Genomic DNA, 15225 nt, shown 5'->3' on the forward strand with positions numbered 1-15225 from the left:
ATTGCTGACGGCAAAAAAGGCTTCGCTTGTTCTTTCAAAGATGTCGAATAAATTTGGCGGCATGATAGAGAGAGCGAAGAAAAGCGATATCTTTGAAGAGGTTTTTGAGTATGATGAGAAGGAAGATTCTTTTTTCCCTGAGCTCAAAGAGCTTAAGACCGATTCCGGAAATATCGTGTCAAACATGATAAAGAGAATAAAGTTTTGCAGAAAGTTCGGAAAACTTCAGGAACAGTACATTCCCGTTGATTTTAAGAAATATAAGGATATCTATGTATTCTGCGATTCCGATCCGATAGGATATTATCTTAACTACAAGAAGATACGATATCACGCCGTTGAGGACGGGCTGGACTGTATAAGATATTATGATACGGCTCGTTATGATAACAGAGGTCATTTTAAGATCAAAGCATTTATCGCATCTCTGGGACTTATTCATATCCAGAACGGCTACGGAAGATATTGCATAGACATGGAAGTTAATAACATATCGGTGCTTCCTTACCCTTGTAAAAAATATGTCGAACTTCCGAGGAAGATGCTCACGGACAGACTTACTTCGCAGGAAAAAGAGAAGATGCTGGAACTCTTTGTCGATGATATTAAGGGACTTAGGGATAAGCTCTTTAAGGAAAAAGACGGAAAGACACTTCTTGTTTTGTCAGAGCCTCTGTGCGATCTGGAGACCAGAGAGCGTATATTCAGAGACATTATTGACGCCTATGGTAATATAGATGGAAGGGATGCTGTGGTAATGATAAAGCAGCACCCGAGAGATTACCTTGATTATACAAAGGCATTTCCCGATGCAATCGTGCTTGACGGATCTTTCCCTATGGAGATGCTTAACTTTATAGAGGGGCTCTCATTTGACAGACTTGTGTCGGTGTATACTGTTGTGGATTCTATCGGTTTTGTAAAAGAGAAGCTGTATCTTGGGGACGATTTCATGGATAAGTACGAAGCGCCCGAGATTCACAGACAGAATGAGGCTATAACAGATTAAAGCATAATGTAAATAAGTCGGAAGGGTTTAATTGATTTTATGCGTAAGATTTATAAGAAACTGATGCTCTTGCTCGATGCAAGACAGAAAAAGCAGATGGTCGGCATTGTTTTCATGATGCTTATAGGAGGAATACTTGAAGCATTAGGAATTGCTCTTATCGCTCCCATCATGGAAATTTTGATAAGGCCTGATCTTATAGATAAGAGTGAGAAACTCTCATATGTATATTATACGGTTTTTAATCTTGGCGGAGCTGAGGATGGTCCCAGAGTGTTTGTTGCAATCATAATGGTGATCATGATAATTGTTTTTGTTGTAAAGAACATTTTTCTTTTCTTTATGAACAAAGTTCAACTTAAGTTCGTATACACAAATCAGTTTGCAACTTCAAGAAGAATGATGATCAATTTTATGCAGCGTCCTTACGAGTACTATTTAAATGCAGATACCAGTGTTATCCAGAGAAACATAACGTCTGATGTAAATAATATGTACGGGCTTATTCTGAGTTCTTTGCAGCTTATAAGTGAGATTATTGTTTTTGCTTGTCTTGTTATTATGCTTTTGACTCAGGATGCTGTAATGACCGTTTCTATAGCATCGCTTCTTGTGGTTGTGCTTCTGGTTATCAAGTATGTTATTAAGCCTGTTATGACAAAAGCGGGAGAAGAAAATCAGGATTATTACAGCGGGCTGTATAAGTGGATTGATGAATCCGTCACAGGAATAAAAGAGATAAAGATTGCCAATAAAGAAAACTATTTTATTAACGGATATGCAAATTGTGGCGCAGGATATGTCAATGCGGTTCAGAAGTACAATCTTTACAATTCAACGCCCAGACTTTTGATTGAGACTATTGCTATTGCGGGAATGCTTGGATATATGTTGTTTGCAATGGCTTGCGGAACAAATGATGCAACATTGTTTGCTCAGTTTTCTGTTCTGGGTCTGGCCGCAGCACGTCTCCTTCCAAGTGCCAACAGAATAAACAATTACCTCACAAGTATTGCTTACTTTGAGCCGTTCCTCATGAACGTAAGCGACAATCTTCAGGAGGAGATCAACGACAGCTCTATTTCATACAACAGCGAGGATTACAGGAAGAAGCTTGAGACCAAGAAGCTTCCCGTTAATAAGACCATTTCACTTAAGGATATCACTTATAAATATCCGGGTGCTGACAGATATGTGCTTAATCATGCGGACATGGAAGTCCCTGTAGGAAAGTCCGTAGGTATCGTTGGTACTTCAGGTGCGGGCAAGACTACGATTGTAGACGTTATGCTCGGTCTTCTTAAGACAGAGAGCGGACATATCTATGCCGACGGTGTTGATGTAATGGAGAACTACAGCGGATGGCTCAAGAATATCGGCTATATTCCGCAGACAATCTTTATGATAGATTCAACAATAAGAAAGAATGTTGCTTTCGGCTATGCCGATGAAGATATTGATGATGCCAAAGTATGGCAGGCACTGAAAGAAGCATCGCTTGATGAATATGTAAAATCTCTTCCCGAAGGTCTTGATACCAAGATCGGTGAGAGAGGAATTCGTCTTTCAGGCGGACAGAGACAGAGAATTGGTATCGCGAGAGCTCTTTTCGAAGATCCGGAGGTACTTGTTCTTGATGAAGCAACTTCAGCTCTTGATAATGAGACTGAGGCAGCTATCATGGATTCAATAAACAAGCTCCATGGAAGAAAAACACTTGTTATTATCGCGCACAGACTTCAGACAATCGAGAAGTGCGATATGGTTTACAGCATTAAAGATGGCAAAGCTGTCGCAGACAGATAAAGGCAAATTAGCAATCGACAGGAGCAGTAATATGACCGGTTTGACTATGGAAATATAAACGGAGGTGCAATGGACAGTCAGAGTATTACGAAAAAAAAGAGGGATGCGAATATCGAACTTCTCAGAATCGTAGCAATGCTTATGATCATAACTCTCCATTTTAATAATCAGTCAAAAGCACTGCTTGAACTTGGAGAGCCTGCTTCTAGTGTGCAGATTTTTGCAACGATACTTGAAGCAATTGCCATCACGGGGGTTAATGTCTATGTGCTTATCAGTGGATACTATCTGTCTTCTTCGAAGGTGAAATTCAGTAAGATATTACTCCTTATTTTGCAGGTTTATTTCTATACACTTCTTATTTCAGGCGCAATGATGTTTGTCGGAGCATATTCTGTTAAGCCTGAAGATAAGCTTGACAGGGCTTTGAGATATCTTTTCCCGATATCTAGCGAGCATTACTGGTTTGTGACGGCGTATGTGATCATGTATGTGCTGGCGCCTGTTATGAATGCAGCGGTTAATACTCTTAAGAGAAAACAGCTTAAGACAGTCATAATAGGACTTCTTACGTGGTTCTGTTTTATCAAGAGCATTGTTCCCGCAAAGTTTGGCACTGACAGAATGGGATATGACTTCGGATGGTTCATTTGCCTGTACCTTATCGCGGCATATATCAGGAAATATAATGTTGTCCTTTTCCGCGATGCAAAGAGAAGTGCGCTCGTTTATCTTGTATCGGTTATTGTTATAGCTGCGATCGGCTTTATTTTTTATAAGATCAATTTTGATACGACTACAAGAATTTATTCTGAAGAAATAGGCGATTATATATATAAAGGCAAATTCCAATATTATGCGGGAGTTCCTTGCCACTACAATTTCTTTTTTGCCCTTACCGGAGCACTTGGACTGTTTTCAGTCTTTAGATTTATGCGGTTAAAAGAAAATCTTTTTGCCAAGGTGATCAGGATAATAGCGCCATATACTCTTGGCGTGTATCTTCTTCACATGCACTTTGAGATTGCGGACAGATGGGTTGAGTGGATAGAGCAGATTATCGGAGAGACTCCGCTTGATAATGTTCTTACATTCTTTATTCATCTGGTTATTTCTGTTCTTATGGTGTTCTTCGCGGGAATCTTTGTGGACTGGATCAGAAAATATATTTTCAATTTCATCGGAAGAGTGCTTGGTGATACAGGTTTATTCAGACTGATAAAACGTGTGGATGATGACTTATGTTAAATGATATCAGAAGCTATTTTATGAAATTAAAGGGATTTAGGCAGCCGCTGGAAAGATATTTCTTTCCGGTGGTATTGTTGTTATATCCCTTTTTTGGTATAACCAGGGGACTTGATATTGTTGATACCACGTACAACCTGGGAAATTATGAGTTTATGAGAAGTGTTGATCCGATGTGGCTCTTTTCAACATTTCTTTCAAATCTTGTCGGAAGTATCATCATGAAATTTCCGGGCGCCGGAACCATGCTTGGATTTTCTGTCTATTGCACTTTCATAATCAGTGCGATGGCGCTTGTGTCATACTATTTGCTTCAGAGGTGGATGCCGGGATGGATGATATTTGTCGGGGAACTCATCGCTGAAAGCCTTTGCTGGGCGCCGAGAGTGATCCTGTACCATTATCTCCCGTATCTTATGGTGACGCTGGGGACTCTTTTTCTTCTCCTTGGTATTTTTTCAAAAGAAAGACAGAACATTTTGCTGTTTGCGGCAGGAGCGTGTCTTGGTCTTAATATATTGATGCGCTTTCCGGCTATTCTTGACTGCATGCTCATTTTGATCCTGTGGTTCAACTCGTTTATTTCAAAAGAGAAGTTTGCTGATGCCGCGAAAAAGACAGGCGTTTGTATTGCGGGCTATGCTGCGGGTTTTGGAGTGCCGCTGCTTCTTATTTCGCTGATATACGGCTTTGATACATATCCAAATGCGATAGGTAAGCTTTTTGCCATGACCGGCGAAGCTACCGATTACTCGTCGGGTGGAATGCTTGCGGATATTTTTGAGGCATATACGCATACACTTGGAAACATGCTCATAATGATCCCGTGCCTTATCGCAGGCATCATCATGTTTCGTGTGGCAAAAGAGAAATATATATTACTTAAAAAAGCTTTATACGTGGCAGGGCTTCTTTTACTTGCTGTGTACTATGTAAAAAAAGATGTATTCTCAAGAAACTATTATTACTATGAATCAATGTTCCAGGCGGCAATGATGCTTTTGATAATAATCGTTATCGTTACGATCGCGGGAGCATGTGGATTTCTTAAGGGTGGGAATGAAGAAAGAACGCTTTCGTGTGCGGCTCTTATGTTGATAATTATTCTGCCGATCGGAAGTAATAATCGAACAATGCCGCTTGTAAACTGCCTTTTCCTCGTTGCGCCGATTGGATTGTGGATAATACAAAGATTTATGCAGAGGTTTGTGGATAATGAGTGGAATTTTGCATGGCAGGCGATGATAACGGGAGTTATTGTTGTGCTTCTGGTGCAGGGAGCGATTTTCCATGCAAGATTTTCTTTTGCAGATCATAATGAGGCTACACCCGAATTAAATCTGGACACTAAGGTTACTGATATTTCCAAAGCAAACGGACTTGTGACAACAAAGGATAATTACAATTCGCTTTCTGAACTAAAGACCTGTCTTGAGGACAATGGGCTTATTCAGGGTAAGGCATTACTCTTTGGCAATGTTCCGGGGCTTTCGTATATTTTTGATATGGAACCTGCTATAGATACGACCTGGCCTGACCTTGACAGCTATTCAATCAACAGTTTCAGAGACTCGCTTGATAAGCTTATTGCGTCAGATGATCCGAAGCCTGTTGTGATAATCGGAAAACTTGACGAGGTCATGCTTGATAATCCCAATATTAAAGCTAAAAATGAGATGTTATTGGACTATATCGAAAAACATGATTATAATATAATCTTCGAGAGTGAGAATTTCGTAGTATATTCTGCTCAGAATGAAAGTGAGGAATAAAATGGACGGTTTTAATGAATCTGCATTGGGAAAGTGGCTTGAGGGACATAAGCTTCTTTATCAGATATTCAAATTTGGAATAGTAGGAGTTGTGTGCTTTTTTATTGATTATCTTGTAGGGCTTATTGCAATGAACATTATTGTTGCAATATTCGGTAAGGACAGCTTCGAGGTGGCATCTCTTATCGGATCTGCACTTGGCTTTATAGTATCTGTTATTGCAAATTATGTTCTAAGCTTTAAGTTTGTATTTGAAAGAAAAGAAGATCTTGACAGAAAAGCAGAATTTGTAGCTTTTGTCATTCTTTCTCTTATCGGCATGGGAATAAACAGTGCTATCATCTATCTCGGAGTAAGCTACTTCTACAAAAATATTGCATGGCTGAACGCACATGTGGGACATAATCTTATGTATACCATATCAAAGATTTTTGCCACTGCAATTGTAATGGTTTATAATTTCATAACAAGAAAAATCTTTCTTGAAAAGAAGGATTAAGGACAAGGACTGGGGAAAGAAGGTTACATGCTATGCGTATAAATTTCAATGTGCCCCCTTATACGGGCAAAGAATTCGAATATATAAAAGAGTGCGTCGAAGCACAGAAAATCTGCGGAGACGGTAAGTACACAGAGCTCGATAATGAGTGGATTGAGAAAAAGACGGGCGTTTCAAAAGCACTTCTTACCACATCATGCACACATGCAACCGAGATGGCTGCAATTCTTGCGGGAATAAAAGAGGGCGATGAAGTTATCATGCCTTCTTACACATTTGTTTCAACTGCAAATGCATTTGTTCTTAGAGGAGCTAAGGTCGTATTCGTTGATATCAGGCCCGATACCATGAATATTGATGAGAAGCTTATCGAGCAGGCAATAACACCTAAGACAAGAGCCATCGTACCTGTGCATTACGCGGGTGTCGGATGTGAGATGGATACCATCATGGATATCGCTAAGAGACACAACCTTCTTGTTATTGAAGATGCTGCTCAGGGCGTAATGTCTACATACAAGGGAAAAGCACTTGGCGCAATCGGTGATTTCGGTAACTACAGTTTCCATGAGACTAAAAATTACAGCATGGGCGAAGGCGGAGCACTTCTTTTAAGAGATGAGAAGTATGTTGACGATGCCATCATCATCAGAGAGAAAGGAACAAACCGTACTCTCTACAAGCTTGGTAAAGTTGACAAATACAGCTGGATAATGCCCGGATCATCATTCCTTCCGAGTGACATGAACGCTGCATATCTTTATGCACAGCTCAACATGGCGGATGAGATCAACAACGACAGATTAAAGAGCTGGAACAGATATTATGAGGAACTTACACCCCTTGCAGAAAAAGGGCTTATAGAGCTTCCTTATATTCCGGAAGAGTGTGTTCATAATGCGCACATGTTCTATATTAAGTGTAAAGATTTTGAAGAGAGAAAGGGACTTATCGGATATCTTATGTCCAACGATATACTTCCCGCTTCTCATTATGTTCCTCTTCATTCCTCAAAAGCAGGAGTTAAGTACAGTGTATTTAGTGGAGAGGACAAATATACAACCAAGGAGAGTGAGAGACTTCTCCGCCTTCCCATGTACTACAAATTATCAGAAAACGATCAGGAAGAAGTTATTGCAAGGGTTAAGGAGTATTACAAATTTAACTGATAAAAAACGGAGCCCGGTATGAAAAAAACTAAAAATACACCCAATTTTATAATTTCTTTGGTTTTGATACTTATTGCAGTTCTTTTCATGGGATTTATCGGAGATTACTATTTTGATCTAAATGATGATGTTCTGATGAAGGACATGCTTTCGGGAGCATATACGGGTGCTCCCGAAGCTCACAATATACAAATGCTGTATCCGATAAGCGCTTTTATCTCGATGTTCTACAGAGTGGTAAGAGGCTTTGACTGGTATGGTATTTTTTTGTGCATTTGTCAGTATATGTGCGTGTTTCTTATCTCCTACAAAGCGCTTCAGGTATGCCCGAAACTTAAGCATAAGATCCTGGTGACGTTGTTTGTGCTGTTTTTCTCAATTGGAGTGATAGGCGCACATTTTCTTTTTGTTCAATATACATTTACATGCGGCCTTTTGTCTGCGACTGCGGCATTTCTTATTCTTACGCATGAAAAAGAAGTTGATAAAAACTTTGGCATTGCTTTCTGGCTTATTCTGACAGCGTTTCTTTTAAGGTCTGAAATGCTTCTTTTAACGCTTCCCATGGTATGTGTGGCCATCTTTATAAGATGGATGCTGAATATGAACAAAGAAGAGTTTTTGGACTGCCTTAAGCTGTTTGGCGTTATCGTTGCGGCACTTGCGGTTGCAATGGGCATACATAAATTTGCGTTTTCGTTGCCCGAGTGGAAGGAATATAACGACATTTTTGATGCAAGAACGCAATTGTATGATTTTCAGTACGTTCCTGAATATGAGGCAAATAAGGATTTTTACGACAGTATTGGCATTGATAAGAGTGAGTATGAGCTGATCACGTTTGAAAACTATAATATTGGTTTGGACGATGAGATAGATGCAAAGGTATTAAACGAAGTTGCGGAGTATGCAGATAAGTTAAGATCCGATGAGGAGCCTTTTGCTCAGCGATTGAAGGCTGCATTTTCCAAGTATATATACGGACTTCATAATTTCAGTATGCCGCAGAGCTATGAGATGGATTCGGAGAATTATTGTCCTTGGAATCTGATAGTGATAATACTTTACCTCGGAGTTCTTATTTCCTACATGTTTCCAAGACAGGACAGCAGCAAAAAGGAAACTCTCCGCGTAATTGGCGCGCTTGCTTTGTTGTTCATGTGCAGGACAACTCTGTGGATTTATATCATAATGGGACGCAGAGTGCCTATAAGGATCACACACCCGCTTTATCTTATAGAGATACTGGTGCTGTTTGCGATTCTCTTAAGACGTGCGGGTAAGAGCAGCGTTTTGCCGTACAAGATAGTATTCGTAATTATGATGATTTCTCTTTTATTTGTTCCCAATCAGAAAAAGGTGATCGATTCGGAACTTCATGCAAGGGAGCTTATGCGAAAGCACTATGATGCGCTTTATGACTACTTTGCCGAAAATAGTGACAATTTTTATTTTATTGATGTGTATACATCCATTTCATGCGAAAATGATATGGAAGAAGGCGAGGCTACATTTTCGGAGAAGCTTTTTGACAGAGTTAATAATGACTACGCAAACCATGATCTGCTGGGAGGATGGGGAGTAAAGAGTCCTCTTACGGTGAAGAAGCTTTCAAGAGCCGGCTACAGCGATATGCAGTCGGGACTTTTGGCACAAAATGCATATATGGTCCAGACACAGTCGGATGAAGACGGAATTGACTGGATAATTGATTATTACAGAGATAAAGGCATAGAGGTTACGGTTGACCGCGAGACAATTATAGATGATGCTTTTGCAATATACTCGGTCAGGGAGAAATAATTATGGAAAGAGGAACACAGGGCTTTGTAATCCGCGGAGAAAAGGTATCTCTAAGAAAGATTACCTTGGAAGACACAGATCTTATCGTAAAGTGGAGAAATAACGAGAGAGTCAGGAATAATTTCGTTTTCAAAGAAGTGTTTACAAAAGAACTGCATGAAAACTGGTTTAAGACAAAGATTATGACGGGACTTGTTGAGCAGTTTATTATCTGTGAGAACGATAATGACAACAAACCCGTTGGAAGCGTGTACTTTAGGGATATCGACAAGGAAGAAAAATCTGCGGAATATGGCATATTTATCGGTGAGGATGACGCGATAAGCAAAGGCTACGGCAATGAGACCGCGGTTCTTGCGCTTACGTATGCCAAAGAGACCATAGGGCTTAAAAAAGTTTTCCTTAAGGCATTTGCCTATAATGAAGTTGCAATAAAGAGCTATTCAAATGCGGGATTTGTAAAGACAAAAGATCTTGCGCAGGTTGAGTGCAGTGACGGTCAAAAAAGTGATATGATACTTATGGAAAAAATGTTATAAACAGCGTTTTCACACATAAGTCGAAAGGTTTTAGATAAGAATGCAGAAGAAATCAGTAAGTTTCATAATCCCTTGCTACAGATCTGAGAATACTCTTAGTGAGGTTGTGGATGAAATTGTAGATACAATGAAGGATTCCGACGAGTATATCTATGAGATCGTGCTTGTAAATGACGGATCTCCCGACAATACATGGGGAAAGATAGGTGAGATTGCAAAGAAGCATTCCGACATTGTTACGGGAATAAATTTTGCCAAGAATTTCGGACAGCATGCTGCTCTTATGGCTGGACTTAACGCTTCTCAGGGCGATTATGTAATATGCCTTGACGATGACGGCCAGACTCCCGCAAGTGAAGTATTTAAGCTCCTTAATGCACTCAGAGACGGCGCTGATGCCGTATATGCGAGATATGCGCACAAACAGCACAACAGCTTCAGAAATTTCGGAACGGCTATGAATGAGTGGATGGCGGAAGTGATGCTTGGAAAGCCAAAGGATCTCTTTGTGTCCAGCTATTTCGGAGTAAGAAGATTTGTTGTTAACGAGATGATAAAGTATGACAGCTCTTTTCCCTATGTTATCGGACTTGTGCTTAGGACGACAAGCAATGTTGTAAACGTTGACGTTAATCACAGAAAAAGAGAAGTCGGACAGAGCGGATATAATCTGGGAAAGCTCTTTATGCTGTGGATAAACGGGTTCACGGCGTTTAGTATTAAACCTTTGAGACTTGCGACTATGGTTGGATTTATTTTGTCCGTACTTGGATTTTTGTTCGGTATTTATACGATTATTTTGAAATTTGTTTATCCGTATGCATCAAATTATAAAGGATATTATGCTCTTATGTCCGCGTTAGTGTTTATCGGTGGAATGATACTTTTTATGCTCGGCATGGTCGGAGAGTATGTCGGAAGGACATATATTGCACAGAACAAGAATCCTCAGTATGTAATTCGAGAGACAACACGTGATGATAAAGAGTAATATGGGGCCTGAAAATAATAATCAAAAACAGAACTTAACAGCCTGGCTTATGTCAGGCTTATTTGGCATTTTATCGGGTATTTTTCTGGTGTTCGGATATCAGCTTGAAAAATATGATAATGTGAACTTTAAAGATGCCGGAACTTATGCTCTTATTTTGTGTTTTGCGTTCATTCTTACAATAGATGTATATTACGTCTGGAACAATTATGACGGGGCAAGGCAGGGGAAAAAAACTCTTTGGCTTTGTGACTATTAGTGGCAAAACAGAGCCGAATGAGGATAAGAATTTCATGTTTAAGAGCTGGGCAGCCATGGTAGCTCTTAATACTATCGTCATTCTTGCTGAGTTTCCGGGGTTTTTTGTCTATGATGCGCAGGATGAACTTAATGAAGTCCTTACCAGAACTTTTTCGACGCATCATCCTCTTTTGCACGTGCTTCTTCTTGGTGGCACGATAGCGGTCTTTCATAAACTCACAGGTAGTTGGAACGGCGGAATATTTATTTATACTATTTTTCAGATGCTGGTGATCACGCTTATCCTTTCGTATGTCATGGATTATCTGAGGAAAAAAGGAATCGGAAAGCGTTCGCTTATAGCCTGGACGCTGTACTACGGAGTGTTTCCGGTTATTGTTATGTACAATCTTTGCTCAAGTAAAGACGGGCTTTTTACTGCATTTTTGTTATATGTGACATTGTCACTTATAAAACTTGTTGAGAACAGGGAAGCCTTTTTAAAGAGCAGATTTTCTGTTATAAGCTTTGTCATCGCGGCTGTTCTCATGCCGCTCTTTAGGCACAACGGATTTTATGCTTATCTTGTGTTTTTACCTTTTGCATTTATATATTTCAGAAAAGAGCTTGCGAAGCGGTTGGCGCTTGTTCTGACCGTGCCGGTAGTGGCATATCTTGTGATAAATACTGCTCTCGGAGCAGCTTTTTCCTCGAAAGGAACCGATCATCAGGAGATGCTTACGGTACCTATAATGCAGATGGCAAGGGTGTATACCTATGAAAAAGATTCGATGTCACTTGAAGATATCGATACGCTCAAGGCCTATATACCGGAAGAAAATCTTGCAAATTATACGCCACGCGTGTCAGATCTTGTGAAGTATGGTTTTAACAACGAATTGTATGAAAAAAACAGCGGAGATTTCTGGAAGCTCTGGGCAAAGCTTGGTGCGGGACATCCGGCTGCATATCTGAATTCATGGTTTCTGACTTCTTATGGATACTGGTATCCGCCGGCACTTATCAACGTATATAAGGGAACATCGGTATTTACTTTTACATACACCGACAGTTCGTACTTTGGCTACGAAGTTGAGCAGCCGGGAAAGCGGAACAGCTATATTCCTGCGATAGACAAGCTATACAGATATATATCCATCGGAACATTCCATAAGGATGCACCGGTATTGGCACTGCTGTTTTCACCCGGATTTTGCATGTTAATATACCTTTTTGTTATGTTGTATCGCTTATCAAAAGGAAAGTTTGGCAGAGTCCTTCCGTTTTTACCGTTAATACTGACATGGATGACGGTTCTTTTGGGACCTACATATCTTGTCAGGTACGTGGCAATATTGTGGTATGCATTGCCACTGTTATTTGCACCTTTAAATGATGTCTCACAGGCATAGTCTGTTTGATTAAGGGGGGCAGGTATGATAATATTTAACTTGGCTTAGTGCCTAACAAAAGAGGGAAAAACATACTTGTATGAGAAAGATAATAGATAGAAAAACAGCGTATAGAGCGGTAGTGCTTCTTATTGCCCTGGTAGCAGTTTTGAGTATCTGGCCGGGACGCCTTTGGACGGAGGTTATGGAGACTTCCGCCGGTGGAAACAGGATAGAAGAAGACAAGGCCGTAAATGTTGAATGTTTTTATTCACAGAAATTTGTCGCAAGATATGACAGATTAAGTTCTGTGGATATATACATCTCCAAAGTGGAGAAGGGAAGATACTTTGACGTTACCGTTTGTGACCTTGGCGGAAGGGAACTTATAAAGACTCTGGTAGATACCGGAGATAAGGTAATTCCGGGCTATGTCAGGGCGACACTTGAATATAATGTTGAAGTTGGAAAAGAGTATATCCTATATGTAAGGGGCTGCAGATCTAAGGTTGATATCAACTTTGAGACTGTACCTGATAATCCGGAATATGTAGGAAGCATGTACGAACACTGTTTTTTCAGCGAAGGAAGTAGTATCACAGAGGTTCCCGGAATGCACATTGCGGCGGGATATAACTACAGAATTCCAATGTCAAAGAAAAGTTCGCTTGCCGTTATTGCGGTTATAGCAGCAATCACTGCGCTTTTGTACGGGCTTATCGGACTGTATTTTTCAAAGCGTCCCGGAAGAAACAGTATCATAACTGTCGAGAGATGCGTAAAATTTGTAGCAAATCCAATTGCCACAGTGTTCTATCTTGCACTTATGATAATGGTCTTTCCGCTTAAGGTGTTTGACACCAGGGCAGTGGACATTGTCTTTTATGAAATAGGACTTATCGTGGCAGCGGGAATAACTTTCTATGCCATTAACCATAAAGTTGTAAAAAGTGAAGTGGGTATTTCATTTATTGACGGAATAGATGCCGGAAATAGGGTGAGATACTTTCTTGTGATGCTTTCTATGGCAATAGGAATGTGGTACTCATGTTGTTGCATGAACGACGATTATGACACATTCAGGCATCTTTCCGAGAGAAAAATGGCAATTTCGTTCATTGTAATGATGCTTCTTACATTTTCAGCCAAAGAGGTGTTTAATGCACTCAATCTTGTGTGGCTTATTGCTTCGGGGATAGGCGGAGTTTATTACTACAAACAGAATCTTTTCCCTGAAACGGAACCTGATTTTGTTGAAAAAAATACTGCTATAAAATATGCCGTGATAATCTTCATGTTAGGCGGCATATTGGCCATAAATCTTATTAAACTTTTTGCAGGTTACATTCATGAGAAGCTTAATAAGAATATTCGTGTCAGTGAAGAACGTGCAAGCATTTCACGTTTCGGCATTTTTGTATACGTTTTCTTTGTTGTACTCATAGTTATGAGAAACGGCAGCTGGTGGGGAGTTGCACTTGCGGCGACATTCTCATGCCTGTATTTAAGAGGACTTGTATGGAAGGGAAGAAAAGACTGGCTGAGTATTCTTTCGGGCGGTCTTATGCTTAACTTTGGTATTTCTTTTGTTTACTGCCTTATGTTCAGATGCTTTGCGGGATATGTAAGCGGAAGATACGGCTTTTTGTTCCATACGCAGACGGTAACAGCCGAATATTTGACGGTTATGGGAGCGGTAGCGGCAGTTCTTTTGGCTGTAAAGATTGTTGCCCTTCCTAAGAATTATGGAGTAAAAGATTTTATAAAAACAGCGTGGAAAGAGCTTATACTGTTCGGACTGATCTCGGTTTACGCAATCTTTACCGTTTCAAGAACAGCTTATGTTTCTCTTTTCATTTGTGCTTTTTGCGTGCTTATGTGCTACAAAAAGAGATTTGGCAAAATATTGATCGCTATGATCGTTTCGGTAGTTGTTTGCTTTTCTCCGGTATTTACGCTTCAGAGGATTATTCCTGCAATGGTTGGAAATCCTGTGCTTATGATAAATGATGACACGGATCCTTTTGTCAGAGGCGGAGCTGCCTGGGGAAGTCCCAACTACATGTGCGTGGAGAGATTTGCCAACCTCTTTGCGAGCAAGATTCTTGGGCTTGATGTGGGTACATATGATTATCCGCATGATATATATAATTACGATCCCGAGACGGGCAAACCATATTTGGATGAATACGGAGATCCCGTTGATGACATTGAAAAGAATGAATCATTTGGAATGTCTGCACCTGAGACTGACAATATGCTTGCTTCGACGCAGTTTACAAATGCAGAGGCAATGATGCTTCTTACAGCGACAGACGGTGATGAGAATGAAGCGGAAGATGCGGAGTCCGAAGAAGGAAGCACTCTGCTTGATAAGCTTGATAGTATTTCCAATAACAGGATTACTATATATAGAACATATTTAAAAGAAATGAACCTGACGGGACATGCGGAACAGCCTATACTACCTGATGGTATGGTTGCATATCATGCGCACAATACATATCTTCAGGTTGCGTATGACAGGGGAGTTCCTGCAGGAATAATGTTTGTGATGTTTGTATTTGGAAGCATTGTTTTTGGACTTAAGTTCTTTAAGAATAATAAAGAAAAACAGCCCCTTGCACTTGTTCCTTTTGTAATTGCAATCGGATTCATGGTTGCCGGAATGAGTGAATCGGTATTTGAATTCAGCTATCCGATGACACCGGCACTTATGCTTTCAATCTTTCCTTTGATGCAGAATAACAAATGATAT

General features: G+C 40.2%; 12 protein-coding genes. All 12 read left to right on the top strand.

Annotated features, from left to right (window positions below):
• The first annotated feature begins 1 nt into the window (after position 1).
• Positions 2–1009, top strand: coding sequence for a glycosyltransferase family 52 (locus CD00_RS18590; protein ID WP_051594230.1), 1008 nt, complete (start codon positions 2–4; stop codon positions 1007–1009).
• Between the two features lie 39 nt (positions 1010–1048).
• The gene (locus tag CD00_RS0114625; RefSeq protein WP_026656639.1) at positions 1049–2815 is read left to right on the top strand and encodes an ABC transporter ATP-binding protein; all 1767 of its coding nucleotides are present in this window, start codon (positions 1049–1051) and stop codon (positions 2813–2815) included.
• 69 nt (positions 2816–2884) lie between these two features.
• Entirely contained in the window at positions 2885–4063 is a 1179-nt protein-coding gene (locus CD00_RS0114630) for an acyltransferase (protein ID WP_026656641.1), read from the top strand.
• Positions 4057–5835, top strand: a complete 1779-nt coding sequence (locus CD00_RS0114635) for a hypothetical protein (RefSeq protein ID WP_026656642.1) — start codon at positions 4057–4059, stop codon at positions 5833–5835. Before CD00_RS0114630 ends, CD00_RS0114635 begins: the two co-directional genes overlap by 7 nt.
• Before the next feature lies 1 nt (position 5836).
• Positions 5837–6334 carry a GtrA family protein gene (locus tag CD00_RS0114640; RefSeq protein ID WP_051199169.1) on the top strand — a complete coding sequence of 166 codons (498 nt, stop codon included), beginning with the start codon at positions 5837–5839 and terminating at the stop codon, positions 6332–6334.
• Positions 6335–6366: 32 nt separating this feature from the next.
• Positions 6367–7503 carry a dTDP-4-amino-4,6-dideoxygalactose transaminase gene (rffA, locus tag CD00_RS0114645; RefSeq protein WP_026656644.1) on the top strand — a complete coding sequence of 379 codons (1137 nt, stop codon included), beginning with the start codon at positions 6367–6369 and terminating at the stop codon, positions 7501–7503.
• A gap of 18 nt (positions 7504–7521) precedes the next feature.
• Positions 7522–9306: a hypothetical protein gene (locus tag CD00_RS0114650; RefSeq protein ID WP_026656645.1), complete on the top strand. Its 1785-nt coding sequence runs from the start codon at positions 7522–7524 to the stop codon at positions 9304–9306.
• Between the two features lie 2 nt (positions 9307–9308).
• Entirely contained in the window at positions 9309–9845 is a 537-nt protein-coding gene (locus CD00_RS18595; RefSeq protein WP_051199168.1) for a GNAT family N-acetyltransferase, read from the top strand.
• 40 nt (positions 9846–9885) lie between these two features.
• Positions 9886–10836 carry a glycosyltransferase gene (locus CD00_RS0114660; RefSeq protein ID WP_026656646.1) on the top strand — a complete coding sequence of 317 codons (951 nt, stop codon included), beginning with the start codon at positions 9886–9888 and terminating at the stop codon, positions 10834–10836.
• A complete protein-coding gene (locus CD00_RS0114665) occupies positions 10823–11095 on the top strand; it encodes a hypothetical protein (RefSeq protein ID WP_026656647.1) in 273 nt (90 codons plus the stop codon). Before CD00_RS0114660 ends, CD00_RS0114665 begins: the two co-directional genes overlap by 14 nt.
• Positions 11085–12488: a DUF6020 family protein gene (locus CD00_RS0114670; protein WP_207640507.1), complete on the top strand. Its 1404-nt coding sequence runs from the start codon at positions 11085–11087 to the stop codon at positions 12486–12488. Before CD00_RS0114665 ends, CD00_RS0114670 begins: the two co-directional genes overlap by 11 nt.
• A 79-nt stretch (positions 12489–12567) precedes the next feature.
• Positions 12568–15222: an O-antigen ligase family protein gene (locus tag CD00_RS0114675; protein WP_026656650.1), complete on the top strand. Its 2655-nt coding sequence runs from the start codon at positions 12568–12570 to the stop codon at positions 15220–15222.
• Positions 15223–15225 lie beyond the last annotated feature (3 nt).

The organism is Butyrivibrio sp. AE3003 (assembly GCF_000686065.1).
Taxonomy (GTDB): domain Bacteria; phylum Bacillota; class Clostridia; order Lachnospirales; family Lachnospiraceae; genus Butyrivibrio; species Butyrivibrio hungatei_A.